At 46.2% G+C, this 24,974-nt stretch carries 24 protein-coding genes and 1 tRNA gene; 8 read left to right on the top strand and 17 right to left on the bottom strand.

Translation table 11 applies throughout. The features are described 5' to 3' along the window. Positions 1–41: 41 nt before the first annotated feature. From RGU72_RS09230 to RGU72_RS09290, 13 genes are all read right to left on the bottom strand, one after another. Positions 42–518 (bottom strand): NuoB/complex I 20 kDa subunit family protein, encoded by a 477-nt coding sequence (locus RGU72_RS09230; RefSeq protein ID WP_262835880.1) that lies wholly within the window; start codon positions 516–518, stop codon positions 42–44. A gap of 6 nt (positions 519–524) precedes the next feature. Continuing rightward, a complete protein-coding gene (locus RGU72_RS09235) occupies positions 525–884 on the bottom strand; it encodes an NADH-quinone oxidoreductase subunit A (protein ID WP_322119447.1) in 360 nt (119 codons plus the stop codon). A 114-nt stretch (positions 885–998) separates the two neighbouring features. Next, positions 999–1,083 (bottom strand) — tRNA-Leu (locus tag RGU72_RS09240). 85 nt (positions 1,084–1,168) lie between these two features. Continuing rightward, the gene (gene secG / locus RGU72_RS09245) at positions 1,169–1,546 is read right to left on the bottom strand and encodes a preprotein translocase subunit SecG (protein WP_322119448.1); all 378 of its coding nucleotides are present in this window, start codon (positions 1,544–1,546) and stop codon (positions 1,169–1,171) included. Between the two features lie 60 nt (positions 1,547–1,606). After that, positions 1,607–2,356, bottom strand: coding sequence for a triose-phosphate isomerase (gene tpiA / locus RGU72_RS09250; protein WP_322119449.1), 750 nt, complete (start codon positions 2,354–2,356; stop codon positions 1,607–1,609). A gap of 381 nt (positions 2,357–2,737) precedes the next feature. Continuing rightward, the gene (locus RGU72_RS09255; protein WP_322119450.1) at positions 2,738–3,721 is read right to left on the bottom strand and encodes an NAD(P)H-quinone oxidoreductase; all 984 of its coding nucleotides are present in this window, start codon (positions 3,719–3,721) and stop codon (positions 2,738–2,740) included. 124 nt (positions 3,722–3,845) lie between these two features. Further along, on the bottom strand, positions 3,846–5,966 hold the full coding sequence (gene pnp / locus RGU72_RS09260) for a polyribonucleotide nucleotidyltransferase (protein WP_322119451.1): 2,121 nt from the start codon (positions 5,964–5,966) through the stop codon (positions 3,846–3,848). Between the two features lie 228 nt (positions 5,967–6,194). After that, complete coding sequence (rpsO, locus tag RGU72_RS09265) at positions 6,195–6,464, bottom strand: 30S ribosomal protein S15 (RefSeq protein WP_322119452.1); 270 nt, start codon at positions 6,462–6,464, stop codon at positions 6,195–6,197. A gap of 161 nt (positions 6,465–6,625) precedes the next feature. Beyond that, a complete protein-coding gene (locus tag RGU72_RS09270) occupies positions 6,626–8,164 on the bottom strand; it encodes a 2-isopropylmalate synthase (protein WP_322119453.1) in 1,539 nt (512 codons plus the stop codon). Between the two features lie 435 nt (positions 8,165–8,599). Continuing rightward, on the bottom strand, positions 8,600–9,460 hold the full coding sequence (gene pssA, locus RGU72_RS09275) for a CDP-diacylglycerol--serine O-phosphatidyltransferase (RefSeq protein ID WP_322119454.1): 861 nt from the start codon (positions 9,458–9,460) through the stop codon (positions 8,600–8,602). A gap of 503 nt (positions 9,461–9,963) precedes the next feature. Beyond that, the gene (ilvC, locus tag RGU72_RS09280) at positions 9,964–10,980 is read right to left on the bottom strand and encodes a ketol-acid reductoisomerase (RefSeq protein WP_322119455.1); all 1,017 of its coding nucleotides are present in this window, start codon (positions 10,978–10,980) and stop codon (positions 9,964–9,966) included. Between the two features lie 126 nt (positions 10,981–11,106). Further along, positions 11,107–11,598, bottom strand: a complete 492-nt coding sequence (gene ilvN / locus RGU72_RS09285) for an acetolactate synthase small subunit (RefSeq protein ID WP_188565843.1) — start codon at positions 11,596–11,598, stop codon at positions 11,107–11,109. A 1-nt stretch (position 11,599) separates the two neighbouring features. After that, positions 11,600–13,327, bottom strand: coding sequence for an acetolactate synthase 3 catalytic subunit (locus RGU72_RS09290; protein WP_322119456.1), 1,728 nt, complete (start codon positions 13,325–13,327; stop codon positions 11,600–11,602). Between the two features lie 559 nt (positions 13,328–13,886). Here RGU72_RS09290 and RGU72_RS09295 point away from each other — a divergent pair. The 6 genes from RGU72_RS09295 (at position 13,887) to RGU72_RS09320 (ending at position 17,561) form a co-directional block, all read left to right on the top strand. After that, complete coding sequence (locus tag RGU72_RS09295; RefSeq protein ID WP_322119457.1) at positions 13,887–14,459, top strand: RNA polymerase sigma factor; 573 nt, start codon at positions 13,887–13,889, stop codon at positions 14,457–14,459. Then, positions 14,456–14,872 carry a DUF3619 family protein gene (locus tag RGU72_RS09300; protein ID WP_322119458.1) on the top strand — a complete coding sequence of 139 codons (417 nt, stop codon included), beginning with the start codon at positions 14,456–14,458 and terminating at the stop codon, positions 14,870–14,872. Before RGU72_RS09295 ends, RGU72_RS09300 begins: the two co-directional genes overlap by 4 nt. Positions 14,873–14,874: 2 nt before the next feature. Then, positions 14,875–15,555 (top strand): DUF3106 domain-containing protein, encoded by a 681-nt coding sequence (locus RGU72_RS09305; RefSeq protein WP_322119459.1) that lies wholly within the window; start codon positions 14,875–14,877, stop codon positions 15,553–15,555. 3 nt (positions 15,556–15,558) lie between these two features. Then, positions 15,559–16,095: an RDD family protein gene (locus tag RGU72_RS09310; protein ID WP_322119460.1), complete on the top strand. Its 537-nt coding sequence runs from the start codon at positions 15,559–15,561 to the stop codon at positions 16,093–16,095. 166 nt (positions 16,096–16,261) lie between these two features. Continuing rightward, on the top strand, positions 16,262–16,930 hold the full coding sequence (locus RGU72_RS09315; RefSeq protein WP_322119461.1) for a TetR/AcrR family transcriptional regulator: 669 nt from the start codon (positions 16,262–16,264) through the stop codon (positions 16,928–16,930). 49 nt (positions 16,931–16,979) lie between these two features. Next, positions 16,980–17,561, top strand: coding sequence for a TIGR00730 family Rossman fold protein (locus RGU72_RS09320; RefSeq protein ID WP_322121602.1), 582 nt, complete (start codon positions 16,980–16,982; stop codon positions 17,559–17,561). Positions 17,562–17,603: 42 nt separating this feature from the next. Here RGU72_RS09320 and RGU72_RS09325 read toward each other — a convergent pair whose 3' ends face one another. Further along, a complete protein-coding gene (locus tag RGU72_RS09325; RefSeq protein WP_322119462.1) occupies positions 17,604–19,946 on the bottom strand; it encodes a heavy metal translocating P-type ATPase in 2,343 nt (780 codons plus the stop codon). A 101-nt stretch (positions 19,947–20,047) separates the two neighbouring features. On the opposite strand from RGU72_RS09325, the gene cadR reads away from it, so the two are divergent. Then, a complete protein-coding gene (cadR, locus tag RGU72_RS09330; RefSeq protein WP_322119463.1) occupies positions 20,048–20,524 on the top strand; it encodes a Cd(II)/Pb(II)-responsive transcriptional regulator in 477 nt (158 codons plus the stop codon). 28 nt (positions 20,525–20,552) lie between these two features. On the opposite strand, the gene RGU72_RS09335 is transcribed toward cadR, so the two are convergent. The 3 genes from RGU72_RS09335 to ilvD form a co-directional block, all read right to left on the bottom strand. Then, positions 20,553–21,356 carry an abortive infection system antitoxin AbiGi family protein gene (locus RGU72_RS09335; RefSeq protein WP_322119464.1) on the bottom strand — a complete coding sequence of 268 codons (804 nt, stop codon included), beginning with the start codon at positions 21,354–21,356 and terminating at the stop codon, positions 20,553–20,555. A gap of 91 nt (positions 21,357–21,447) precedes the next feature. After that, positions 21,448–22,212 (bottom strand): hypothetical protein, encoded by a 765-nt coding sequence (locus tag RGU72_RS09340; protein ID WP_322119465.1) that lies wholly within the window; start codon positions 22,210–22,212, stop codon positions 21,448–21,450. A 213-nt stretch (positions 22,213–22,425) separates the two neighbouring features. Then, positions 22,426–24,288, bottom strand: coding sequence for a dihydroxy-acid dehydratase (gene ilvD / locus RGU72_RS09345; protein ID WP_322119466.1), 1,863 nt, complete (start codon positions 24,286–24,288; stop codon positions 22,426–22,428). 269 nt (positions 24,289–24,557) lie between these two features. Here ilvD and RGU72_RS09350 point away from each other — a divergent pair, with 269 nt between their 5' ends. Then, the gene (locus RGU72_RS09350; protein WP_322119467.1) at positions 24,558–24,974 is read left to right on the top strand and encodes a DUF393 domain-containing protein; all 417 of its coding nucleotides are present in this window, start codon (positions 24,558–24,560) and stop codon (positions 24,972–24,974) included.

A 24,974-nucleotide genomic window follows, 5' to 3' on the forward strand; every position in this document is an offset into this window, starting at 1 on the left:
AGTGCCGCCCTAAATCGCTTGATTCACTTGAATTGGCTGGATTAGCGCGCAATCGTATTGGTACGTTTAATCTTATTTTGCAACTGAATAATGCCGTACAAAAGAGCTTCAGCGGTCGGAGGGCAGCCGGGCACGTAAATATCCACAGGAACAATCCGGTCACAACCGCGAACTACTGAGTATGAATAATGATAATAACCACCGCCATTAGCACAAGAACCCATAGAGATAACCCAGCGCGGCTCTGCCATCTGATCATAAACCTTACGCAAAGCGGGAGCCATTTTATTACACAAAGTACCTGCCACAATCATGACATCGGATTGACGTGGAGATGGTCGGAAGACGACGCCAAAACGGTCAAGATCATAACGCGAAGCACCGGCATGCATCATCTCAACCGCGCAACACGCCAAACCAAATGTCATCGGCCACATTGAACCTGTGCGCGTCCAATTGATGAGCTTATCCGCCGTGGTCGTGACGAAACCTTCGCTTAATACACCTTCAATAGCCATAATCCATTACTCCCAATCGAGGGCGCCCTTTTTCCAGATGTACCAAAAGCCCACGGCAAACTCCAAAATAAATCCAAGCATAATCAGAAAACCCGACCAACCCAAATCGCGCATTGCTACGGCCCAAGGGAAGAAAAAAGCAGTTTCCAAATCAAACAAAATAAACAAAATAGCAACGAGGTAGTAGCGCACATCAAACTTCATGCGCGCATCTTCGAAGGCCTCAAAGCCACATTCATAGGGAGATGTTTTTTGACTATCTGGCTTGAAGGGGGCAAGTATGCGCCCTAAAATTTGCGGAACGATACCAACCGCAATACCAACCAGAATAAAGAGAAGAACAGGGAAATAATTTTCGAGGTTCACGTTAGGCTACCTGTATTTAAACGTCACATTAAAGCAAATCATACCAAAGCATAACAAACTAAAAATGACTAACTTCCTCGACCAAGTCAGCATGTAGATCTGACCGTATTTTATTGGTGCCGACGACGAGACTCGAACTCGTACAGCTTTCGCCACTACCCCCTCAAGATAGCGTGTCTACCAATTTCACCACGTCGGCTTAAGCCCAGCATTCTACTATACCAACTGCAATTGTTCAACGCACAATTGCAGTTATTCAATCTTTTTACGGTACAAAAACTGGCTTACTTAGGAATCTGATTTACCTGACCCGCAGTACTTGCAGGAGCAGCAACGACGGGAGCAGAAGCAGAGGCAGCAGCACTAGAAGCCGGAGCAGACTTGGATGCAGGCAAATTATCCATGACGCCACCTGACACTGAACGATTAGTGCCGATGTAAGCTAACGCCAAAGTCGCGCCAAAGAAAATCGCGGCAGCAAGACCTGTGGACTTAGATAAAAAATTAGAGGATCCAGTGGCGCCAAACAAGCTACCAGAGGCGCCGGAGCCAAATGATGCGCCCATATCTGCGCCCTTGCCGTGCTGCAAAAGAACCAGACCGATAATTGCCAGCGCAGACAAAACCTGGACAACCACTACCACTGTAAACAAAGTATGCATTCAAAACACCTAATTAAATTAATCGTAAAACAAAGAACAATCTCTCAACGCCCTAAAAAATTAGATGGCGTCGACAATTGCGAGAAAATCAGCCGCTTTCAAGGCAGCACCACCGATAAGACCGCCATCGATATCAGCCATCGCCAATAGCTCTTTTGCGTTATCGGGCTTCATACTTCCGCCATACAATATTTGCATGCCAGCAGCCAGGTCAACATCCTTAGCAATCAATTGCTGACGAAGCACTGCATGAACAACTTGCGCCATTTGCGGAGTCGCAGTTTTACCCGTCCCTATCGCCCAAACTGGCTCATAAGCAATCACAATATTTGCCAGTGCATCAACACCAATCAAATCCAATACCGCCTGCAATTGACTTGAAACAACCGCATTAGTTTGTCCCGACTCGCGCTGCTCCAAAGTCTCACCGACACAAACAATTGGATGCAAACCTGCGCTTAATGCCTGCAAAGCTTTTTGCGCTACCAGATCATTAGACTCATGATGATAGGCGCGACGCTCAGAATGCCCAACAATCACATAAGAACATCCGCAATCCACCAGCATTCCAGCAGATACTTCACCCGTATAAGCGCCCGAGCCGTGCACAGAAACATCTTGAGCGCCCAAGAAAATACCACTACCAGTCAAATCATCCGCGCATTGCGCCAAATATGGTGCGGGAGCACAGACCAGAACATCACAAGCCGCATTTGGGTTTAAACCCGCACGCAACTCTGATAAAAGTGCTTTATTGGCAGCAAAACTGCCGTTCATTTTCCAGTTACCAGCTATCAGTTTGCGTCGCATAGCAGCCCAAAATTTAATTAACCGTCTATTGTAGCCGCCTGAGCAAGAGGGGTCAAATTCGCGATGCCAAAAAAAGTGAATGCACTGCAATTCAAATAAATATTTGCGTCAATCAATTAACCAAAAGCATCGGCGATATCGCTTTGGAAGTCAAAAGACATAAATATACTCCCAGTTAGTATATTAAAGATGTCCAATGATTTACTGGGCAATAAGACTATTTACACAAAAAATAAGGGGAGTATATTTATGATCTATTCTTAATTCGTTTTTAGGGCATACGCAAAATATCCCAACAAGGCATAGCGACGCAGATAGTACTGTAAGTACAGCTAGGAGCCACAATATGGTTGGGGCGGTTTTGCGTAAGCCCAAATTTTGTTATTCACTAACCTGCAACATAATCTTACCCACATGCAAGCTGGACTCCATCAAACTGTGTGCCTGAGCAGCCTGTGCTAATGGAAAAATTTGATGTATCACGGGCTTTATTTTTCCAGATACGAGCAAAGGCCAGACATGCTCTTTCAGTTGCTGCGCAACCGCCCCTTTAAACGCAACTGAACGCGGCCTCAAAGTTGAACCGGTAATTGTCAATCTTCTGCGTAATACCTGCCCCAGATCCAGCTCTGCACGAGCACCACCCAGCAAAGCGATGATCGCAAGACGTCCATCATCCTCAAGGCAATTGATTTCACGCGGGATATAGTCTCCGGCAACCATATCCAAAATCACATTGACCCCTTTATTATCGGTAAGCGATTTGACGATTTCTACAAAATCCTCATTCCGATAATTGATACCACGCTCAGCCCCCAGGCTTTCGGTCGCACGACACTTATCATCCGAGCCAGCTGTAGCAAACACACGATGTCCAAGAGCCGCAGCGATTTGGATGGCGGTTACGCCGATACCCGAGGTACCGCCCTGCACTAGAAAAGTTTCTCCTTGAGTTAATCTGGCACGATCAAAAACATTACTCCAAACCGTAAAATAGGTTTCCGGCAACGAGGCCGCCTCCATTAAAGAGAGTCCTTCCGGCAAAAGCAGGCATTGCGGCGCCGGAGCTACACAATATTCTGCATAGCCACCACCCTGCACAAGGGCGCAGACCAAATCACCTTTTTTAAATCCAGAGTCGCCCAAATCACCGCCAACAATCTCGCCTGCGACTTCTAAGCCCGGCAAATCAGACGCCCCTGGAGGAACCGGATACTGACCAAGACGCTGAAAAACGTCCGGACGGTTAATACCTGCCGCATGCACCTTAATCAATACTTCGCCCGCTTTAGCCTCGGGAATTGGACGCTCACACAATTGCAAAACTTCTGGCTTACCGTACTGTGTAATTTCAATTGCACGCATGATTTTGTCCTGTTTAAAAAATACTATTGTACGGCGATAAAAAAACGCCTGCGCGTAAGCACAGGCGTTTTTGAGAGAAGCTAATTGCTATAGCAATGCATAGCAAATATTTAGGTAGTCAAGATTACTGAGGCTGAGCTTCAACTTCTGGAGCTGCTGCCTTCATTGACAATTTAAAGCGACCACGATCGTCAGTTTCTAATACTTTGACGCGTACTTGCTGGCCTTCTTTAAGGTAATCGGCAACTGCATTGACGCGCTCATTAGCGATCTGACTAATGTGCAACAAGCCATCCTTACCTGGCATGATCTGGACGATCGCACCAAAGTCCAACAACTTCAGTACTGTGCCATCATAAACTTTACCGACTTCAACTTCTGCAGTCAGCTCCTGAATACGACGTTTGGCTTCTTGACCGGCTGCTGCATCCACTGAAGCAATTGTCACTACGCCTTCATCGCTAATATCGATTTGGGTACCAGTTTCTTCAGTTAAAGCGCGGATCACAGCGCCGCCCTTACCGATGACATCACGGATTTTTTCTGGGTTAATTTTGACGGTAATCAGACGTGGTGCAAAGTCGGATAATTCTGCCTTGCCATGCGGTACAGCCTCTTGCATTTTGGCGAGAATATGTACGCGACCTTCCTTAGCTTGCGCCAAAGCGACTTGCATGATTTCTTTTGTAATGCCTTGGATTTTGATATCCATTTGCAAGGCAGTAATACCTTCAGCAGTACCGGCGACCTTAAAGTCCATATCGCCCAAATGATCTTCATCACCCAAAATGTCAGTCAAAACGGCAAACTTGTTACCATCTTTAATCAAGCCCATGGCGATACCGGCTACGTGAGCCTTCATCGGCACACCAGCATCCAGCAATGCTAAACAGCCACCGCAAACCGACGCCATTGAGGAAGATCCGTTGGATTCAGTAATTTCTGAAACCAAACGTACTGAGTAGCTAAAATCTTCAGGCGACGGTAACGCCGCTAACAAAGCACGTTTAGCCAAACGACCGTGACCGATTTCGCGGCGCTTAGGCGTACCAACGCGACCAGTTTCACCAGTAGCAAACGGGGGCATGTTGTAATGCAGCATGAAACGATCTGTGTATTCGCCCATCAACGCATCAATTTTTTGCTCATCACGTGCTGTACCCAAAGTCGCAATCACCAAAGCCTGCGTCTCACCACGAGTAAACAAAGCCGTACCATGCGTACGTGGCAACACGCCAGTACGAATCGTAATCGGGCGCACTGTGCGGGTATCACGACCGTCAATACGTGGCTCACCATCCAGAATTTGGGAGCGAACAATTTTCGATTCCAAATCAAACATGATATTGCCTACATCGGAAGAATCCGGTACCGATGTGCCTGACGCTGCGGCTTGCTCAGCCAATGCAGCACTGACTTTTGCACTTGCATCTTTAAGCAATTGCGTACGAGCTTGCTTTTCACGCGTTTGATAAGCAGCGCGCAATAAAGGCTCTGCTACTGCAGAAACAGCCGCGATTAGCGGCTCATTCTTTGGTGCTGGCGCCCATTCAACTTCTGGCTTGCCGCCATCGCGAACTAAATCATGAATTGCATCAATCACTGCCTTCATTTGCTCGTGACCGTACACTACGGCACCCAGCATAACTTCTTCAGATAATTGTTGCGCTTCAGACTCAACCATCAAAACTGCTTGCTCAGTACCGGCAACAACCAGATCCATAGCGGATGTTTTTAACTGAGTCGCGGTTGGATTCAATACATATTGACCATCGATATAACCCACGCGTGCGGCGCCGACTGGGCCACTGAATGGAATACCAGAAACGCAGATCGCGGCAGAAGCGCCGATCATCGCGGCGATATCGGGATCGATTTCAGGGTTGACGGATAAGACATGAATGATCACCTGCACTTCATTCAAATAGCCTTCTGGGAACAGAGGGCGAATTGGACGATCGATCAGACGGGATGTCAGTGTTTCTTTTTCAGATGGACGACCTTCACGCTTGAAAAAACCGCCTGGAATACGACCAGCAGCATAAGTTTTCTCAAGGTAATCAACCGTCAGAGGGAAAAAATCTTGACCTGGCTTAGCGTCTTTTTTTGCAACAACGGTTGCTAATACAACGGTATCTTCAATTGATACCAAGACTGCGCCAGAGGCTTGACGAGCGATCTCGCCTGTTTCCAACGTCACTTGATGTTGACCGTACTGGAAAGTTTTCGTAACTTTATTAAACACAATGTGTCCTTTCTATTTTGCCGACAGATTTTCAGGCGCTGTCGTCCACCTCACCGCGAGCGAATCTTGGATTCGCTTTCCTGCATTAAACAATTACAGACTCAATTACAAGATACTAATTACCAACCACCAACTACAAACCATAAACAGCAAAAAGCCTGCGACAGCGAACTGAGGCAGGCTTTCTGCTACAACATTTTTGCTATGTAATAAATATATAGCAATGAATTACTTACGCAAGCCGAGTTTTTCGATCAGTGAACGATAACGGTTCAAATCTTTACCTTTGAGGTAAGACAGCAGACTTTTACGACGGTTAACCATCATAATCAGACCACGACGTGAGTGGTGATCTTTAGCATGTGCTTTGAAGTGACCGTTTAAGTCATTGATGCGTGCAGTCAATAAAGCAACTTGCACTTCTGGGGAGCCGGTGTCATTTACACCGCGGGCATTGTCCGCAACGATGGCGGCTTTAGTACTTTTTTCAAAAGTCATGATTTTCCTTAACATGCGATGGCAAGAGAATGAACCCTTATCATCGTGATAACAATAATCTCACCAAAACGGTAAGACGCATGACTATAGCATGAATTCTTTACCCGATCAAAGTAGGTTTATGCCATCCGAACCTAAGCAATGACTGTATTAAAGCTAGATCACAGCTGAGGATTAAGCTTCTCTACTTTTGAATGCAATTTATTCAAAGCCGACAAATACGCTTTAGCTGAGGCAACCACAATATCAGGATCAGCCCCGACACCATTTACGATACGACCCGCTTTAGATAAACGCATCGTAACTTCTCCCTGAGATTGCGTACCAGTGGTGATCGCGTTCACCGAAAATAGTAATAACTCAGCGCCACTTTGCGTCGTCGATTCAATCGCATTCACAATCGCATCGACAGGACCGTTGCCGTGGCCGTTGCAAGTAACTTCTTTCGTATCAATTGAAAACACAATTTTTGCTGCTGGCCTTTCACCTGTCTCGGAATGCTGTGCCAAAGAAACAAACCGATAGTATTCGTTACCGTGTGCATGTTCTTCATCGGAGACCAAGGACATAATATCTTCGTCAAAGATTTCTGATTTACGATCTGCCAGCTCTTTAAATCGCGTAAATGCCGCATTCACATCCGCCTCTGACTCCAAGGCGATGCCGAGCTCCTCAAGACGTTGTTTGAATGCGTTTCTACCTGATAATTTACCCAGAACGATTTTATTTGCACTCCAGCCGACATCTTCAGCTCGCATAATTTCATAGGTATCACGCGCTTTCAACACACCATCTTGATGAATCCCAGAGGCATGCGCAAACGCATTCGCACCAACCACTGCCTTGTTTGGCTGCACTGCAAAGCCAGTAATTTGAGAGACCAATTTTGAAGTCGCAACGATCTGAGTCGTATCAATATTGCAGTCTAAATTGAAGTGATCACGGCGAGTCCGTACTGCCATCACGATTTCTTCTAGCGCAGTATTACCAGCACGCTCACCCAAACCATTGATCGTACATTCCACCTGCCGCGCCCCGCCGATCATCACACCAGCTAACGAATTTGCCACTGCCATACCCAGATCGTTGTGGCAATGAACTGACCATATCGCTTTATCCGAGTTAGGAATACGCTCGCGTAAATTTTTTAGCATCGTGCCGTACAGCTCTGGTACGCCATAACCTACCGTATCGGCAAAATTGATTGTGGTTGCGCCCTCAGCAATGACGGCCTCGATCACCCGGCATAAAAAGTCCATATCTGAACGACTACCATCTTCAGGACTAAATTCAACATCATCGGTAAACTGACGCGCAAATCGCACTGCTTGCTTCGCTTGCTCAAATACTTGGTCTGGTGTCATCCGCAGCTTCTTTTCCATATGCAATGGTGAGGTCGCAATGAAGGTGTGAATACGTTTTCTTTGGGCGGATTTTAGTGCTTCAGCTGCACGAGAAATATCCCGGTCATTGGCGCGCGATAATGAGCAGATAATCGGTTCTCTTACTGATGTGGCAATCGCCTGGATTGCCTCAAAATCTCCTTGCGATGCGGCAGCAAAACCGGCTTCGATCACGTCCACTTTTAAGCGTTCTAACTGACGTGCAATACGGATTTTTTCATCCTTGGTCATAGACGCACCGGGCGACTGCTCGCCGTCACGTAAGGTGGTATCAAATATGATTAATTTATCACTCATAATCTAATCCTGATTTTATAAAAATTGAAATATTGGCGTAGGTAATCGGTGTAAGTAACCAGCATGAGCAACATACTTTTGAAGTGTGCTTAATTGTGTACTCTATTGCGTGCTTTTAATTCTCTTCGTCGAAGATAACAAAGAGAAGTAGCCGGTTATAGCTAACGTAAATTGATAGCGCGATATCTGGTCGATATCTTAGGAGCCGCTAAAGTCACTAGAAAACCTGATGGGTTTTCATAAGACAATTCACTGGCAAATTGCTAAAAATTTAGGCATAAAATTCTTGAAAACGACTATAAGCGTGATTATCTCTAAGTGCAAGAATTTATAGCAGAATTAATCTAGAATTTTCTATGTTTTTGGATTATCGAAAAACAAAAAGCCGCGTCACATTTCTGCGACGCGGCTATATCCTTATTATCACACAGATTGCTATTTTTCTTCGTGTGGCTCCACCGTTGTTTGAACAATACTGATGGGGCGACCTTTGCGCCAGCGCCACAGTAAAACAACGTAACCAGACAAGCCATACAAGACAAATAATCCAAACAATACTTTAGGTGGGTCTTTAACCACAGCGACGTATCCAAGCACGATCAAAAGTGGTGCAACAAACGGAACCGAGCGACGAAAATTTACATCTTTAAAACTGTAAAAAGGAACATTCGTCACCATCGTCAATCCAGCAAATAACGTAATGCACCAAGTACTCCAACTAAGTTCACTACCTTTAAAATTCAGATCGGTCATAAGCAGCACAAATCCTGCGACCAACGCCGCCGCGGCCGGACTTGGCAAACCTTGAAAATAACGCTTATCAACTACAGCGATATTGGTATTAAAACGTGCTAATCGCAATGCGGCTCCAGCACAGTAGATAAAGGCAGCTAACCAGCCGAGTTTATCCATCCCGCGAAGCGACCATTCATACGCGACCAAAGCTGGTGCCGCGCCGAAAGAGATCATGTCAGACAAACTATCGTATTGAGCACCAAATTCACTTTGCGTATTTGTCATCCGCGCCACACGACCATCCAGACTATCCAGCACCATCGCTGCAAAAATAGCGAATGCCGATTGATCAAAGCGTTGGTTCATCGCCATCACGATCGCATAGAAGCCGCAAAACAAAGCTGCAGTAGTAAATGCATTCGGCAACAAATAAATTCCACGCCGACGTTTGGCAGGGAGCATCGGCACATTCTCGCTGAATGTGTTCGCTTGATTTTTACGTGCACCACGAGGAAAAAGCTTAAAACTACCTTTGGGCTTGCGTCGTTTGAAAGATGGCATGCGTGTAATGAATGAATTGAAAGTAAGGTGAAAGTATAACGTCTATTACACGGCAGTAAAAATCAATTCCATCACCTTTGTCTAACGCGGTATTGATAGAAAGACGTTATTGCTTTATCGGCAAACAGCCTGGCTTTGCTATTCGACCCTACCAAACTGTATGATTTACGTCGTGTATTCAATATGGAAATCTAAATAATCGCTATATATGATAAGCATAAATTAGCAAGATAGCGGTGTGCATGATTAACACATCATAAGCCCGTATAAATGACAGATTTTACGTAAACTTTACACTCACATAAATATATACTCCTGGTATGTATATATTTAGTGTCCATATATTAATTGGACGATATGTTATTTTTTATAAAAAATTCGGGGAGTATATTAAAATCAATAAGGGAATTTCAATAAAAAAGTCGCCCTGGCAGGCGACTTTTTTGTTTTCAACTTGCGCAGACTAAAAGTCAGCGCCAGAAGATAATCTGCAATTGTCCAGATTAATTTTTCGATTGATCGACTAATTTATTCTTAGCAATCCAAGGCATCATTGCGCGCAACTTAGCACCGACCTCTTCTATCTGATGCTCAGATGTCAAACGGCGACGGGAAATCAAAGTAGGTGCACCTGCTTTATTTTCCAGGATAAAACTCTTCGCATATTCGCCAGTTTGAATATCTTTGAGGCATTGACGCATTGCATCTTTGGTCGCGGACGTGACGACTTTAGGGCCGGTCACATATTCGCCATATTCTGCATTGTTCGAGATCGAGTAATTCATGTTGGCGATACCGCCTTCATAGATCAGATCGACGATCAATTTTAATTCGTGCAGACATTCAAAATACGCCATTTCTGGTGCATAACCAGCTTCGACCAAGGTCTCGAAACCAGCTTTGATCAGTTCAACTGCGCCACCGCACAATACTGCTTGTTCGCCGAACAAATCGGTCTCAGTTTCTTCACGGAAGTTAGTTTCGATGATACCGGCACGACCACCACCGTTGGCCATCGCATAGGACAAAGCGATATCACGTGCAGAGCCTGACTTGTCTTGATATACAGCGATCAAGTGAGGCACGCCACCACCTTGAGAATAAGTGCCGCGAACTGTGTGGCCCGGCGCTTTTGGGGCGATCATGATTACGTCCAGATCGGCGCGTGGTACGACTTGGCCGTAATGAACATTAAAGCCATGTGCGAACGCTAATACAGCACCTTGCTTGGCATGTGGCGCTACGTTTTCAGCATACACTTGGGCGATGTTTTCATCTGGCAACAAGATCATGATGACGTCAGCTGCTTTCACTGCATCATTCACTTCCGCTACATTCAGACCGGCATTTTTTGCCTTGTCCCATGACGCGCCACCTTTGCGCAGAGCAACGGTAACTTTGCAGCCAGAATCATTCAAATTTTGTGCGTGGGCATGACCTTGGGAACCGTAACCAATGATAGTAACGTTTTTGCCTTTGATGAGGGACAAATCGCAATCTTTATCGTAGAAAACTTTCATTTTTATTCCTTCGTAATTTAATTAGTTTAATAATTTTGTAAATAGAATTTTAGAACTTGATATTGTCTTTAATTGGCGTGTGTAATGACTACCAATAATTCCGACTAAAAATCTTTAATTGTTTGTTTAGACTTTGAGAATACGCTCGCCGCGACCGATGCCAGAACCACCAGTACGCACAGTTTCTAAAATCGCTGTGCGGTCAATGGAATCGATAAAGGCATCCAGCTTGCCTTTATTACCGGTCAGTTCGATGGTGTAAGTTTTTTCGGTGACATCAATGATACGTCCACGGAAAATATCCGCTGTACGCTTCATCTCCTCACGCTCTTTACCAACGGCCCTGACTTTGATCAACATCAGCTCACGCTCGATATGCGCACCCTCGGTCAGATCCACCACCTTCACGACTTCAATCAGACGATTTAAGTGCTTGGTGATTTGCTCGATGATGTCATCCGAACCCGAGGTCACAATGGTCATGCGTGATAGCGTGGCATCTTCGGTCGGCGCTACCGTTAAGGTTTCGATGTTATAACCACGAGCAGAAAATAAACCAACCACACGTGACAAAGCACCCGCTTCGTTTTCCAGCAAAACAGAAATGATATGTCTCATGTTATAAATCCTCCGAGCCGAGCAGCATTTCAGTCAAACCAGCGCCCGCCTTGACCATAGGCCAGACGTTTTCGGTTTGATCTGTGATGAAGTTCATAAACACCAGACGATCTTTCATTGCGAAGGCATCTTTTAAAGCGCCATCAATATCAGCTGGGTTTTCGATCTTCATGCCAACATGGCCGTAGGCCTCTACTAACTTGGTAAAGTCCGGCAAAGAGTCCATGTACGACTCGGAATAACGTGAACCATAATCAATTTGCTGCCACTGCCTGACCATGCCAAGGAAACGGTTATTCAGCAAAATAATTTTTGGCGTCAAATGATATTGCTTGCAAGTAGCGAGCTCTTGAATACACATTTGTATAGACGCTTCGCCTGTAATACAGGCGACAGTCGCACCGGGATTGGCCATCTGAACACCCATCGCATAAGGCAAGCCCACGCCCATCGTGCCCAAGCCGCCAGAATTAATCCAGCGACGTGGTTTGTCAAAGCCGTAATACTGCGCCGCCCACATTTGATGCTGACCAACGTCAGAGGTGACGAAGGCGTCGCCCTTGGTGATTTCCCAAACTTTCTGAACAACTGACTGAGGTTTGATCACTTCGGTCGATGTCGGGAACTTCAGACAATCGCGTTTGCGCCATTCATTGACTTGCTTCCACCAGTCTGCCAGAGCTTTGGGATTAGATTTGGTTTCAGCGACACTCAATTGCGACAAAAATTCTTGCAATACGTCTTTAACATTACCAACGATAGGAATATCAACTTTTACCCGCTTAGAAATCGACGATGGATCAATATCGATATGAATAATTTTGCGCGGACTAGACGCAAAATGTTTGGGGTTACCGATAACGCGGTCATCAAAACGTGCGCCAATCGCAATCAACACGTCGCAGTGCTGCATTGCCATGTTAGCTTCGTAAGTACCGTGCATGCCGAGCATACCGACAAATTTATCGCTAGAGGCTGGATATGCGCCTAATCCCATCAAGGTGTTAGTGCATGGAAAGCCTAATTGATCGACCAGTTTATTCAACTCTGGCGACGCATTCGCCAGAATCACACCGCCACCGGTATAAATCATCGGGCGCTCTGCTTGCAGCAATAGTTGCACCGCCTTACGGATCTGACCAGAATGACCTTTATCCACAGGCTTGTAAGAGCGCATTTCAATTTCTTTTGGGTAAAAATAGGTAGTCTTGTGCATGCTGATATCTTTAGGGATGTCAACTAACACAGGACCGGGACGACCCGTTGTAGCGATAAAAAAAGCCTTTTTAATGGTCGTCGCTAAATCTCTGACGTCTTTCACCAAAAAGTTATGCTTGACGCAAGGACGTGTAATACCGACGGTATCGCATTCCTGGAAAGCATCCTGACCAATGGCGTGGCTTGGGACTTGGCCGGAAATGATCACCATCGGGATCGAATCCATGTAAGCGGTTGCCAGGCCAGTTACCGCATTGGTAACGCCAGGGCCAGATGTCACTAGCGCAACACCCACTTTTTGTGAGGATCGGGAATAAGCATCGGCTGCGTGTATCGCGGCCTGCTCATGACGAACAAGAATATGTTGAAACTTGTCCTGATTAAAAATTGCATCGTAGATATAGAGTACAGCACCGCCCGGATATCCGAACACATGCTCAACACCCTCTTCGGCCAGACATTTAACTAAGATCTCTGCGCCGGTTATTTCTGTATTTGTATCTGAACTCATTTACGTTTCCTTTCAAGGTCCATAGGAGATTGATCGGATGTTCTTTCCTGACGAAATTACGAAGCGAGGCGGTCTGCTGATATTCCTTTTTGTGCGGTCACATTACCCTTGGTACATCCGTTGAATATATTTCCAGATAAGGCTTAGAACACTCGTCCAATCAGTATTTTGGGCTTTGCTAAGACAACTTCTCACGCTTGTGGCATGGGTTAGAACAAACTGCTTCATTAGAGCGAACCTGCAGAGGACAGCATTGTGAGCCGATTCCAGCAAGTATTTATTGCCTCGAGATTTCAAGGCGGATTCATACGGTACTGTGTTGCACCATTTTGGTCAAGACAAATTCCACCTTTTAAAGCACAAAATCCCTTCCAAATCAGGTACTTTGTACAAAAAACGGGACATAGAAAAGGAATTTTGCTAGCATGGGCGCACTTTTAAAGGGAAAGACAATCACGTAACTCGTGCGCCAACCCAATAGCTGCAAAAAAATATGCAAGAATAGCTTTTTGCGACAGATAAACAAAATTACTAAGTTATTGATTAGCTACGCCAACAGATGGCCACAGACAAAGAATTATCCAATTTCCTTGAAGGCGTAGAACGTCGCGCTTTCAAACATGCCGTCTATACCGTACGCAACCAAGAGTCTGCGTTGGATATTGTGCAAGAATCCATGATCAAGCTTTCTGAAAAATATGGCGATAAGCCTGCGGCAGAATTGCCGATGCTATTTCAGAGAATTTTGCAAAACACGATTCTAGATTTTTTTCGTAGAGAAAAAGTGCGCAATACTTGGGTTAGCTTATTTTCAAGTATCACTCCAAACAATAATCAAGGCGATGATAATTTTGATTTATTGGAAAGTTATGCCGCAGAAGATGGCACAGAAGCATCGGAATCAAGCGCGGACAAGATAGAACGTGAACAAGTTCTGAATATTATCGATGAGGAAGTACAAAAACTTCCAGCGCGTCAACGGGAAGCCTTCCTCATGCGTTATTGGGAAGACATGGACGTAGCAGAGACTGCCGCCGCAATGGGCTGCTCAGAAGGCAGCGTAAAAACGCATTGTTCCCGCGCGACACATGCGCTCGCAGTATCGCTTAAGGCAAAAGGAATAACATTATGAATTACTCACGAGAAGCGCAAGACCTCGACTTTGCCTACAAAGTACGGCATGCATTAAACGAATCCGCTGAAAACATTCCCGCACCGGCGCTGGACAGGCTCGCTAATGCGCGCAAAATTGCAATGTCACGCAAAAAGCAAGCTTCGCCAAGTGCGGTTTTTGCATTTGGTGGCGTTTTAGCTGGCAATGCGGGGTTTTCTTTCCAAGGACCACAATCTTGGCTAGGTAAGCTGGGCGTTATCTTGCCTTTGCTGGTACTGGTTATGGGCTTGACAGGCATTTACGAATACGAGCAACAAAGAAGAATTAGCGATTTAGCAGAAATTGATGCGGCAGTTTTAGTCGATGAATTGCCACCTGATGCTTACCTTGATACTGGCTTTAGCGCTTATTTGAATAAAGCGGAGGAATAGGCGTGCGCTTATCCACTTTGTTCGTGGTCAACAGAACTGAAGTCCTTGCCTTAATCATGGCAGTGGTAGCGTCGGTAACTTACGTCATGTCAGCTACCGCTGCTGACGTGAAGCCAACTGTCGCGCAAAAAGCTACCTCGTTACCAGCGACGCCATTGACTAGACCAAGCTGGCAGGAATTAAGTGCGACACAAAAAATCGCACTTGCCCCACTCGCGCCTGAATGGCAACGGATGAGTGAGCAAAATAAAAAGAAATGGCTAGAAATTGCAAATAAATATGCAGTAATGAAGCCAGACGAGCAAGTTCGGGTGCAAGAACGTATGCGCGCCTGGGTTAAATTAACGCCTGAACAACGCATGCAAGCACGAGAAAATTTTGCTCGTACAACTCAAATAAACTCAGAAAAAAAATCTGAGCAGTGGCAGCAGTATCAAAAATTAAGTGAAGAAGAAAAGAAAAAACTCGCAAGTGAAGCGGTGAAGAAAAAAAGCGTAACAAATCTTCCCTCAGAAGCTCAACGCAAAGCAGTACCTCTGGCTCCTATCAAAGGTGCACCTAAGGCAGCGTTGGCAGCACAAGCAAACAAGCCGGTGGCTGTGATTGCACCCCAATCAGCAAGTTTGCCAGCAAGCGTGTTGCCTGCACCAAACACGTCGGTATATCAAACTCCGGCAAAGTAACAAGTGGCTACAACAAATACTGTTATCCCTCCTCCGGTAACACCAGCCTTAAAACGTCGGCTTATTTGCATGGTTTATGAAGCGATGCTTTTGTTCGGTGTCATTTTTACGGCAGGCATGATATTCGACGTCTGGACCCAGAGCAGGCATGCACTGACCCTTCGCCACGCTCGTGAGGCCTGGCTCTTCGCCATACTCGGAATATATTTTGTGTTTTTTTGGTGCCGGAGTGGTCAAACTTTGGCAATGAAAACGTGGAATATCAAACTAATTGATGGCGAGAGACAAAAATTACCCATCATTAAAGCAGTAGTTCGCTACTGCCTGGCATGGATGTGGTTTATTCCAGGCCTGGCGATTGCCTACCAATTCGAATTAAAAGGCTGGCTCGCTATTGTGGCCGTCACCGCAAACATTATCCTTTGGGCGCTAACATACAAGCTTGATAAAGATGGTCAATTTTTGCATGATAAATTAGCGAAAACTCGCTTGGTCCACGCGGAAGTTAAATTAAGCAATGACACCAGATTCGTAGATTAAGACTGATTCCAACGCCAACTACAATCCAGTCAAATATTCATTTATAGCGAATAATTTTATGTTTCACTATAAACACAACGAATTCTCTTGGGAAAATCCCTATCCAATTTTTGTGCTTTGCCAGTTCAATGTTATTCTATTGAAAAAATAATTCTAGAGAGTCGGCATGCAACACAAAACGCCTCGTCGTACCAGGGAACGTATACTGGACTTATCACTTCGCCTATTTAACGAATTTGGCGAACCCAATATCACAACCACTGTTATTGCTGAAGAGATGCATATCTCTCCTGGCAATCTTTACTATCACTTCCGTAATAAAGACGATATTGTTAATTCTATCTTCACTCAATTTGAAGAAGAAATTAATAAAAAACTCGCGTTCCCGGAAGGTCGTAAAGCGAACATTCAAGATATCTGGACTTATCTGCATCTGACCTTTGAATTGGTCTGGCGCTATCGCTTTTTTTATCGTGATTTAAACGATCTGCTGTCCAGAAATCGCAATCTGGAACTGCATTTTAAACAAATTCTGTCGCACAAAATCAAAGTCGCCACCGAGCTTTGCTATGGCCTGCGTACCGATGGTGAGTTTGAAGGCAACGACATCGAGATTGACGCCCTTGCGACCAACATGGTGGTGGTCGCCACGTATTGGTTGTCCTACGAATACGTCCGCAATCCTCGCAAATACACCGAGCTACAAACCATGTCCGAATCCCTGGCGCGTGGCTGCTATCAGGTGATCGTGCTAATCAGCCCTTACTTGCGCGGCGAAACTAAAAACGTCTTCGAAAAACTATCGCAAGAATATCTGAAAAAAATTAACCCATAAAATTAACCAGTAAGCTCAACACCCGCGCTTCAGGAATCCCATGTCCACCATAAAATCGCTTTGCGTTTACTGCGGCTCATCCATCGGTGACGACGACGCCTACGCGCAAGGCGCCCGCCAGCTCGCTGCTGAAATGGTATCGAACAGCATCTCCCTCGTCTATGGCGGTGGCAATGTTGGTTTGATGGGCGTGATCGCGGATGAAGTCTTGCGGCTCGGTGGTCAAGTAACTGGAGTTATCCCGCAAGCCCTGATGGATAAAGAAGTTGGCCATACAGGTTTAAGCCAGTTACACATCGTAAAAAATATGCATGAACGCAAAGCAATGATGGCGGAATTGTCAGACGGGTTTATCGCCATGCCGGGCGGTGTCGGCACTTTGGAAGAACTATTTGAAATGTTCACCTGGTCGCAACTAGGTTTCCATCAAAAACCTTTGGGCTTATTGAATATCGCTGGTTTTTACAATAGCCTGCTCGATTTTCTGCAGCACACCGTCAATGCCAAGTTTTTAAAAGCGGAACATCTGGCGCTGCTACATCAGCAAGAAAATCCCGCCAAACTGATTTTAGACCTGCAGCAAGCCAAGCCTTTGACATTGCATAAATGGGTCCGGCAAGCGGATATTTAAACTAAATTAAGCAAAATCCGCACTGATACAGCTAATAAAATTTCATTCACGCAAACTATTTTTCTGTACTGCTTTTAACAAGCGCAGTCCATTAAATACCACAATCAAACTCGCCCCCATATCGGCAAATACAGCCATCCATAGCGTTGCCATTCCCATCATCGCCATTATAAAAAATACGATTTTAATGCCCAGCGCAATCGCGATATTTTGTTTGAGAATGGCAGAAGTCCGGCGACTCAGACGGATAAATTGAGGAATTTTTCTGAGGTCATCATCCATCAAAGCGACATCGGCAGTTTCCAGAGCAGTGTCACTTCCGGCAGCGCCCATAGCGAAGCCAATAGTGGCTTGCGCCAGCGCCGGAGCATCGTTAATACCGTCACCCACCATACCCACAGTACGATAATCGGCGATCTCTTGTTTGATCGCTGCTAGTTTGTCTTCTGGCAGCAAATTGCCGCGTGCATCATCGATGCCGGTCTGGCGTGCGATTGACTTAGCGGTCAATGTGTTATCGCCAGTTAGCATCACGGTGCGGATGCCGAGTTGATGTAATTCCGCAATCGCAGCGCGACTGGTATCACGCACTGCATCAGCAACGGCAAACAGTGCGATGACGTGCGTATCATTACTTAACATGACGACGCTCTTACCTTCCGCTTCCAGGCGATTCAGCGCGGTCTCGATTTCTGGATTGCAGGTACCCAATTCTTCGATCAGACAATGATTCCCAAGATAGTGATATTGCGCAGCAATGCGACCTTTGGTACCGCGACCGGTCAGCGCTTCAAAATCGGTGACCTCACCCGTCAACACATCGCCACTTTTTTCTCGCCAATATGCATGAATTGCAAGCGACATCGGATGATCAGAGCGTGCCGCTAACTGGGCGGCAAGGCGCAAGCCATCTTGCTGTGTGCCGGACAACATCACCACATCGGTGACTTGCGGTTTGCCCTGTGTGATCGTGCCCGTTTTATCTAGCGCAATTGACTTGAGATAACGCCCCTCCTCCAGATAGCGCCCTCCTTTGATCAAGATACCGGCCTTGGCAGCAGCCGACAATCCGCTGACCACAGTGACGGGGGTAGAAACTACCAAGGCACAAGGGCAGGCAATCACCAGCAGCACCAGTGCTTTATAAAACCAGATCATCCAAGGCAAACCCATCGCCAATGGCGGCACGATGGCGATCGCTAATGCAATCAAAAATACGCAAGGCGTATAGATCTTCGCAAAACGATCCACAAAACCTTGAGTTGGCGCTTTACTAGCTTGCGCCTCTTCCACTGCATGAATAATGCGCGACATGGTGGAATCATTTTGTAATGCCGTCACCGTGTAGTCAAAAGAACCCGTCTGATTAATCGTCCCGGCAAATACTTTATCGCCTGGCACTTTTTCTACTGGCATGCTCTCGCCTGTGATCGGAGCCTGATTGACGGTTGATTGTCCTTTGCTAATCAAACCATCCAACGGTATCCGCTCACCAGGCGCAACCCGGATGCTAGCGCCAAGCTGTGCATTCGCCGCCGCGATGACTTCCCATTTGCCATCTGCTTGTAATACTGTCGCCTGTTCAGGCGTCATCGCCATCAAGCCGCGGATCGCATTACGCGCGCGGTCCAGTGATAGAGCCTCGATCATTTCCGCCAGGGTAAATAAGACCATCACCATCGCCGCCTCCGGCCATTGCTGCAGAATGACAGCACCAGTCACCGCGATGGACATCAAGGCATTGATATTGAGATTCGCATTTTTTAAAGCAATCCAACCTTTTTTGTATGTCCCTAAACCGCTTAAACTAATCGCAAATAAGGACAACACAATCACTGGCCAACTATTCTCAGACCCACTGATAAAAGCAATCACTTCTGCGATGACCGCAGCTAGTCCAGCGACGCCAATCAGCATCCATTTTTTACGAACAGAGCCAGATTGATTATTAGATGTTTGCTGCGTATCGCGGTTGACAGATGCGTCTTCGCTCATCAACACCGCATCCATCCCAATTGCCTTCAATGCAGATTGCACCTGAGTCAGTTGATCTGCCAGATGAATCACCGTCAACTTACGTTGCATCAAATTGAAGTGCAGTTTGCTGATACCTTCCATGTTCGCAAACTTATTGCGTATCAATGCCTCCTCAGTCGGGCAATCCATATTTTCAATAGAGAATAAAGACTTTACGCTGCCAGCAGCCGTGATCATTTCAGCCTTATCAGCGAGTAAATCCATCCCCGATTTGTGATTGCCCGTTGAATGATCGTGACCGCAACTATGACCATGTTGATGCTTATCGTGAGAATGAGCTTGATGAGTCTGCTCGTGATCGCTCTTTTGGCTATGAGCGTGGCGATGCGGATGATGGTCGTGCGGCATGTTGTTTCCTAAAAAAGCGTATATTGCACATTAGAGACCCTGTAGCAGGTATAGAGTCAAGCGTAATATGGAAATAAAGGCATTTTATGGCGAAGGATCTAATGAATAGAGATCAGAACCCTGCATCCAGCGGTGGTTTAAAAATCGGTGAACTGGCGAAACGCACAGGCTGTCTGGTAGAGACCGTGCGCTACTACGAAAAAGAAAAATTGTTACCACCGCCAGCACGCTCGGATGGCAATTTCAGGCTGTATGACGATGGACATGTAGAACGACTGCAATTTATCCGCAACTGCCGCTCGCTAGATATGACGCTAGAAGAGATACGTCGCTTGCTAAAGTTCCGCGACGCGCCGCAAGAAAATTGCGCCGAAGTGAATACGCTGCTGGATGAACATATCCATCATGTAGCACACAGAATCGCTGAACTCAGCAATTTGCAAACGCAGCTAAGTGAGCTACGCAGCCTATGTCAGCACGTACAAGCGAGCAGTGATTGCGGGATATTGCAGAGTCTGGCAAGTGCAGATGGCGGGGCACCAGCGAATCTGGGTACGCATCATGGTGGCTGCCATTAATTGAATTGAGGTGATCGTGTTACCGCAATTAAGCTGCTACGTTAATCGTTTCTGGTTGCACTAAAATCGTTGGAATAGAAGTGGCTTTTTGTTGAAGCGCGAGATTTTCAATGAGTTTCTTCATACTGGGCATCTCTTTGTCATATTGGACACAAATATACTCTATGTCTTGGAGAAGAATAGGTAACCGCTTTGCAACATCACGAATGCCGCCTATAAATCCGTGTGAGCCAGCGATTCGCCATTCAAGCTCATCCAAATGATGTCGTACTTGGACATAGGAGAGTAAGCTCCAGACGTTTTTCAATTCATCAGGTGTTTGCCCCCACAAAACCCCTTTTCCAGTCACTATGTGCAAGGTTCGTATTTTTGCGTCCATAAGTATGCAATATAGCGCCTTTGAGGTTGGTGAATTTTCACCAACGTATATAACCCTATCCGCATTGTTTTGCTCGAGCCAATAGCGCTTAATAACCACACCATAACCACCAAAGCCAAAATGCTGGGTTGACAACACCCTCCCCTCTGGAATTTCAGTAAAACATAGCATAGGAATTTTCCCCGAAATAGCACCTACACCACACATAAGCACGTTTTTTTCATTATCGGAAAGGTCATTAAATGATATTCCAAGACTGTTAAGCTTCCGCTCAATCCTTGGATAAATTTCATTAATGAAAAAATTAGTTAGATCACTATTGTCTATAATTGGTCGTAAAATTACATCGTGGTCAGTCAGTAGCAGACCTTGGGTTAGTGCCTGTTCTAAGAAGACAAGTTCACGTGTGCTATGGAGAAATTGCAATACGCTAGAATATGGATCTGTTGTCATTTTCTATTCACGCTGGGGAAGATGTGTAGAGTCTAAACTTGCACTTTCCTGTTAGCAAATAACAGGTATATTTTTAGCCAATAGCAGTAGCCTACTCATCATATGGTGGCGCACTTTCAGTAGCGTTTAAGAAAGTGTCGTTTAGTATGCAAGACAACAAATCTGGAGATAGCTGCTGCATCTTTTTTTTCCCAAATAATCCATTAAAAGGGCTTAATCGACGTAAAGTGACAAGACCACGCGCGGTGATTTGGATGTAATCTGTTATCCAAAATCTTGGGCAAGCAATTTCGCTTTTACTTATAAATATACCAAGCGAAGAGTCCAGATTTTCTAGGAATTTTTTTACTTCCGGCATCAGTTCGCAATGTCGAATACGTACCTTTGAAAATACCGCGTTTTCTCCTTGCTGCGCTGCTCGATAAACATATCCACCGGCCACCCGATGCATGCCGTTAGTAACCACCACCGCACCTCCAATTGCAGTAAACCTCGCGCCACCCATACAATTTTCAGCATATTGCGAGAAAAGATTATCTCTCCATTCTCCATCGAAATAATTAAACACTCCAGATGACCAACCTTGACACGTCAATCCTGATTTTTCGCGCGTTGGGTATAAAATCTCTCGCCACGTTTGACCGGTTTCAAAAAAATTATGATGGCTTAAAGCACAAATATTCTTTAGCGGCAAATCTAAAAAATATGATTTCGAAGGCAAGCAAAAGAAACATTCGAAAATAGTTAAAATCGGCCTATCGAGCTGCGGTTGTCTGTCTAAAAGCCTACATTTCGAGCTCAGAGCTTGATCGCGAAGAGATTTGAGAATACCAGACACTGAGCTTTCTTTTGACATCGTTGTTGTACCTCTATTATTTCATCAATAACAATCTGTGATTTATTAGCCAACATACGTGGAAAACATCAACTACGCGCAACCGCTACTGGCTGCTTTTTACAACAAGAAAACTCGATTCAATAAGACAGTCGTTCTCAGTTCAAACCAGAACCAACACTGATTATTTACAAACAACGACTGTTCCGTTCCTCAAAACCGCCCCTCAAAAATCTATTTCTTCAATTGCGACAAATCACGCACAGCGCCACGATCTGCTGAGGTCGTGAGTGCTGCATAAGCTTGCAATGCTTGCGATACATAACGATCACGATTGACTGGCAACCATGCTGCATCGCCTTTGGCTTCCATCGCAGCGCGACGCGAGGCCAGTGCGGCATCGCTGATACGCAGATTGATGCGACGCTCAGGAATGTCGATATCAATCATGTCGCCCTCTTCCACCAGACCAATCGCACCACCTTCTGCTGCTTCTGGCGAGGCATGACCAATTACCAGACCTGAGGAGCCGCCGGAAAACCGGCCATCGGTGAATAAGGCGCAGACCTTGCCCAGACCTTTTGATTTGATGTATGACGTGGGGTACAGCATCTCTTGCATGCCTGGGCCGCCTTTTGGACCTTCGTAACGGATGATGACAACATCGCCTTCATGTACCGTATCGCCCATGATGGCGTCCACCGCCGCGTCCTGGCTTTCAAACACCCGCGCTTTGCCGCTGAACTTGAGGATACTTTCATCCACGCCTGCGGTCTTTACGATACAACCTTTTTCAGCCAGATTGCCGTACAAAACAGCGAGGCCGCCATCTTGCGAATACGCGTGGGCTTTATCGCGAATACAACCTGTGCTACGGTCGGTGTCCAATGACGCGAAGCGTTCAGATTGCGAGAACGCTGTTTGTGTCGGCACACCACCGGGAGCCGCGCGGAATAACTGATGCACCGCCGGATCTTGGGTGCAGATGATGTCGTTATTGGCAATCGCATCGCCCATGGTTTTGCTGTGGATGGTTGGTAAGCTGGTATCGAGCAAACCGCCACGCGCCAGCTCACCGAGGATACCGATAATGCCACCGGCACGATGCACATCTTCGATATGGTACTTATCCGTCATCGGTGCAACTTTGCACAGACACGGAACTTTGCGCGAGATACGGTCGATGTCTGCCATGCTAAATTCAACACCGGCCTCATGTGCAGCAGCCAGCAAATGCAATACCGTGTTAGTCGAACCTCCCATCGAAACATCGAGTGCCATCGCGTTTTCAAACGCAGCTTTGGTCGCGATATTGCGTGGCAGTACAGAGGCATCGTCTTGCTCGTAATAGCGTTTGGCGATATCGACAATCAGACGACCTGCACGCAAGAATAATTCTTTGCGATCAGAGTGGGTGGCGAGGATCGTGCCGTTGCCCGGCAGTGCCAAGCCCAAAGCTTCTGTCAGACAGTTCATGGAATTGGCGGTGAACATGCCAGAGCAAGAACCGCAGGTCGGGCAAGCAGAGCGCTCAATCTCGGCTACATCGGCATCACTCACGCTACTGTCGCCCGCTTTGATCATGGCATCGACCAGATCAAGCTTGATGATTTTTTGTGTCCCATTAACGACTTTGATCACCTTGCCGGCTTCCATCGGGCCACCGGAGACAAACACCACCGGAATATTGACCCGCATCGCCGCCATCAACATACCGGGTGTGATTTTGTCGCAGTTCGAAATACACACCATCGCGTCGGCGCAATGTGCATTCACCATGTACTCGACAGAATCCGCGATCAGATCACGCGATGGCAGCGAGTACAGCATTCCTCCGTGCCCCATTGCGATACCGTCGTCCACTGCAATCGTGTTGAACTCTTTTGCTACGCCACCCGCAGCCTCGATCTCACGCGCGACCAGTTGCCCCAGGTCTTTTAAATGCACATGACCCGGCACAAACTGGGTAAAAGAATTCACCACGGCGATGATAGGTTTATCGAAATCGCCGTCCTTCATGCCAGTAGCGCGCCACAGTGCGCGGGCGCCAGCCATGTTGCGGCCGTGAGTTGTAGTGCGTGAACGATATTGCGGCATGATGTATCTCCCAAAAATAATATGCCTAGCGTGCGCTTTGCCTATCTTTATGTCAAATAGGGGTTTTAGGCGATATTAGGTCGAATCAGATATCAATTAGATTGGAAAATCTCATTTCAAAACACTAGATCCCCAAAAAATGGTTCCGTAATGTCAGCCAAAATAATATCTGATGAGCACTAACTCTACGAACTAAATCCACAAATAACCTCAATACCAGTCTTGCGCTATGCTGTTTGCTTCCAAAGTAATCGCAACAGGAATTCGACGTGCAAACACTGACTATTTTTTATGACGGCGCATGCCCTTTATGCCTTGCAGAGATTGTGCTGCTACGGTCTAAAAATCAACGCGACTTGCTCCGGTTTGTCGATATCGCTGATCAGCATTATCAGTCTGATCGCTACCAGATTAGTTGTGAGCAAGCGATGGCGCAGATACATGGGCGGCTGGAAGGCGATGGCAAAGATACTGTGACACTTATCGGTGTGGACGTATTTGCGGCAGCCTACCAACGCACGGACTTAAAACTACTGGCGTGGATTTACACACGCCCTTGGTTGCGCCCTATACTCGTTCTCTCTTATCGTTTTTTTGCAAAATACCGTCATACCATCTCTCGTTTATTCGGGCCGGCAATGTTATCGTGGGCAAAAAAACGTACCCAAACGAAAGTAACTGACTGA

It is taken from the genome of Undibacterium sp. 5I1 (assembly GCF_034314085.1).
In the GTDB taxonomy this organism is placed as follows: domain Bacteria; phylum Pseudomonadota; class Gammaproteobacteria; order Burkholderiales; family Burkholderiaceae_D; genus Undibacterium.

Excerpts from the sequence above, each read along its gene's own strand:
- RGU72_RS09230 (WP_262835880.1), bottom strand. The coding sequence starts at position 518 with ATGGCTATTGAAGGTGTATTAAGCGAAGGTTTCGTCACGACCACGGCG.
- secG (WP_322119448.1), bottom strand. The coding sequence starts at position 1,546 with ATGCATACTTTGTTTACAGTGGTAGTGGTTGTCCAGGTTTTGTCTGCG.
- tpiA (WP_322119449.1), bottom strand. The coding sequence starts at position 2,356 with ATGCGACGCAAACTGATAGCTGGTAACTGGAAAATGAACGGCAGTTTT.
- RGU72_RS09255 (WP_322119450.1), bottom strand. The coding sequence starts at position 3,721 with ATGCGTGCAATTGAAATTACACAGTACGGTAAGCCAGAAGTTTTGCAA.
- rpsO (WP_322119452.1), bottom strand. The coding sequence starts at position 6,464 with ATGACTTTTGAAAAAAGTACTAAAGCCGCCATCGTTGCGGACAATGCC.
- RGU72_RS09270 (WP_322119453.1), bottom strand. The coding sequence starts at position 8,164 with ATGAGTGATAAATTAATCATATTTGATACCACCTTACGTGACGGCGAG.
- pssA (WP_322119454.1), bottom strand. The coding sequence starts at position 9,460 with ATGCCATCTTTCAAACGACGCAAGCCCAAAGGTAGTTTTAAGCTTTTT.
- ilvC (WP_322119455.1), bottom strand. The coding sequence starts at position 10,980 with ATGAAAGTTTTCTACGATAAAGATTGCGATTTGTCCCTCATCAAAGGC.
- ilvN (WP_188565843.1), bottom strand. The coding sequence starts at position 11,598 with ATGAGACATATCATTTCTGTTTTGCTGGAAAACGAAGCGGGTGCTTTG.
- RGU72_RS09290 (WP_322119456.1), bottom strand. The coding sequence starts at position 13,327 with ATGAGTTCAGATACAAATACAGAAATAACCGGCGCAGAGATCTTAGTT.
- RGU72_RS09295 (WP_322119457.1), top strand. The coding sequence starts at position 13,887 with ATGGCCACAGACAAAGAATTATCCAATTTCCTTGAAGGCGTAGAACGT.
- RGU72_RS09300 (WP_322119458.1), top strand. The coding sequence starts at position 14,456 with ATGAATTACTCACGAGAAGCGCAAGACCTCGACTTTGCCTACAAAGTA.
- RGU72_RS09315 (WP_322119461.1), top strand. The coding sequence starts at position 16,262 with ATGCAACACAAAACGCCTCGTCGTACCAGGGAACGTATACTGGACTTA.
- RGU72_RS09325 (WP_322119462.1), bottom strand. The coding sequence starts at position 19,946 with ATGCCGCACGACCATCATCCGCATCGCCACGCTCATAGCCAAAAGAGC.
- cadR (WP_322119463.1), top strand. The coding sequence starts at position 20,048 with ATGAATAGAGATCAGAACCCTGCATCCAGCGGTGGTTTAAAAATCGGT.
- RGU72_RS09335 (WP_322119464.1), bottom strand. The coding sequence starts at position 21,356 with ATGACAACAGATCCATATTCTAGCGTATTGCAATTTCTCCATAGCACA.
- RGU72_RS09340 (WP_322119465.1), bottom strand. The coding sequence starts at position 22,212 with ATGTCAAAAGAAAGCTCAGTGTCTGGTATTCTCAAATCTCTTCGCGAT.
- ilvD (WP_322119466.1), bottom strand. The coding sequence starts at position 24,288 with ATGCCGCAATATCGTTCACGCACTACAACTCACGGCCGCAACATGGCT.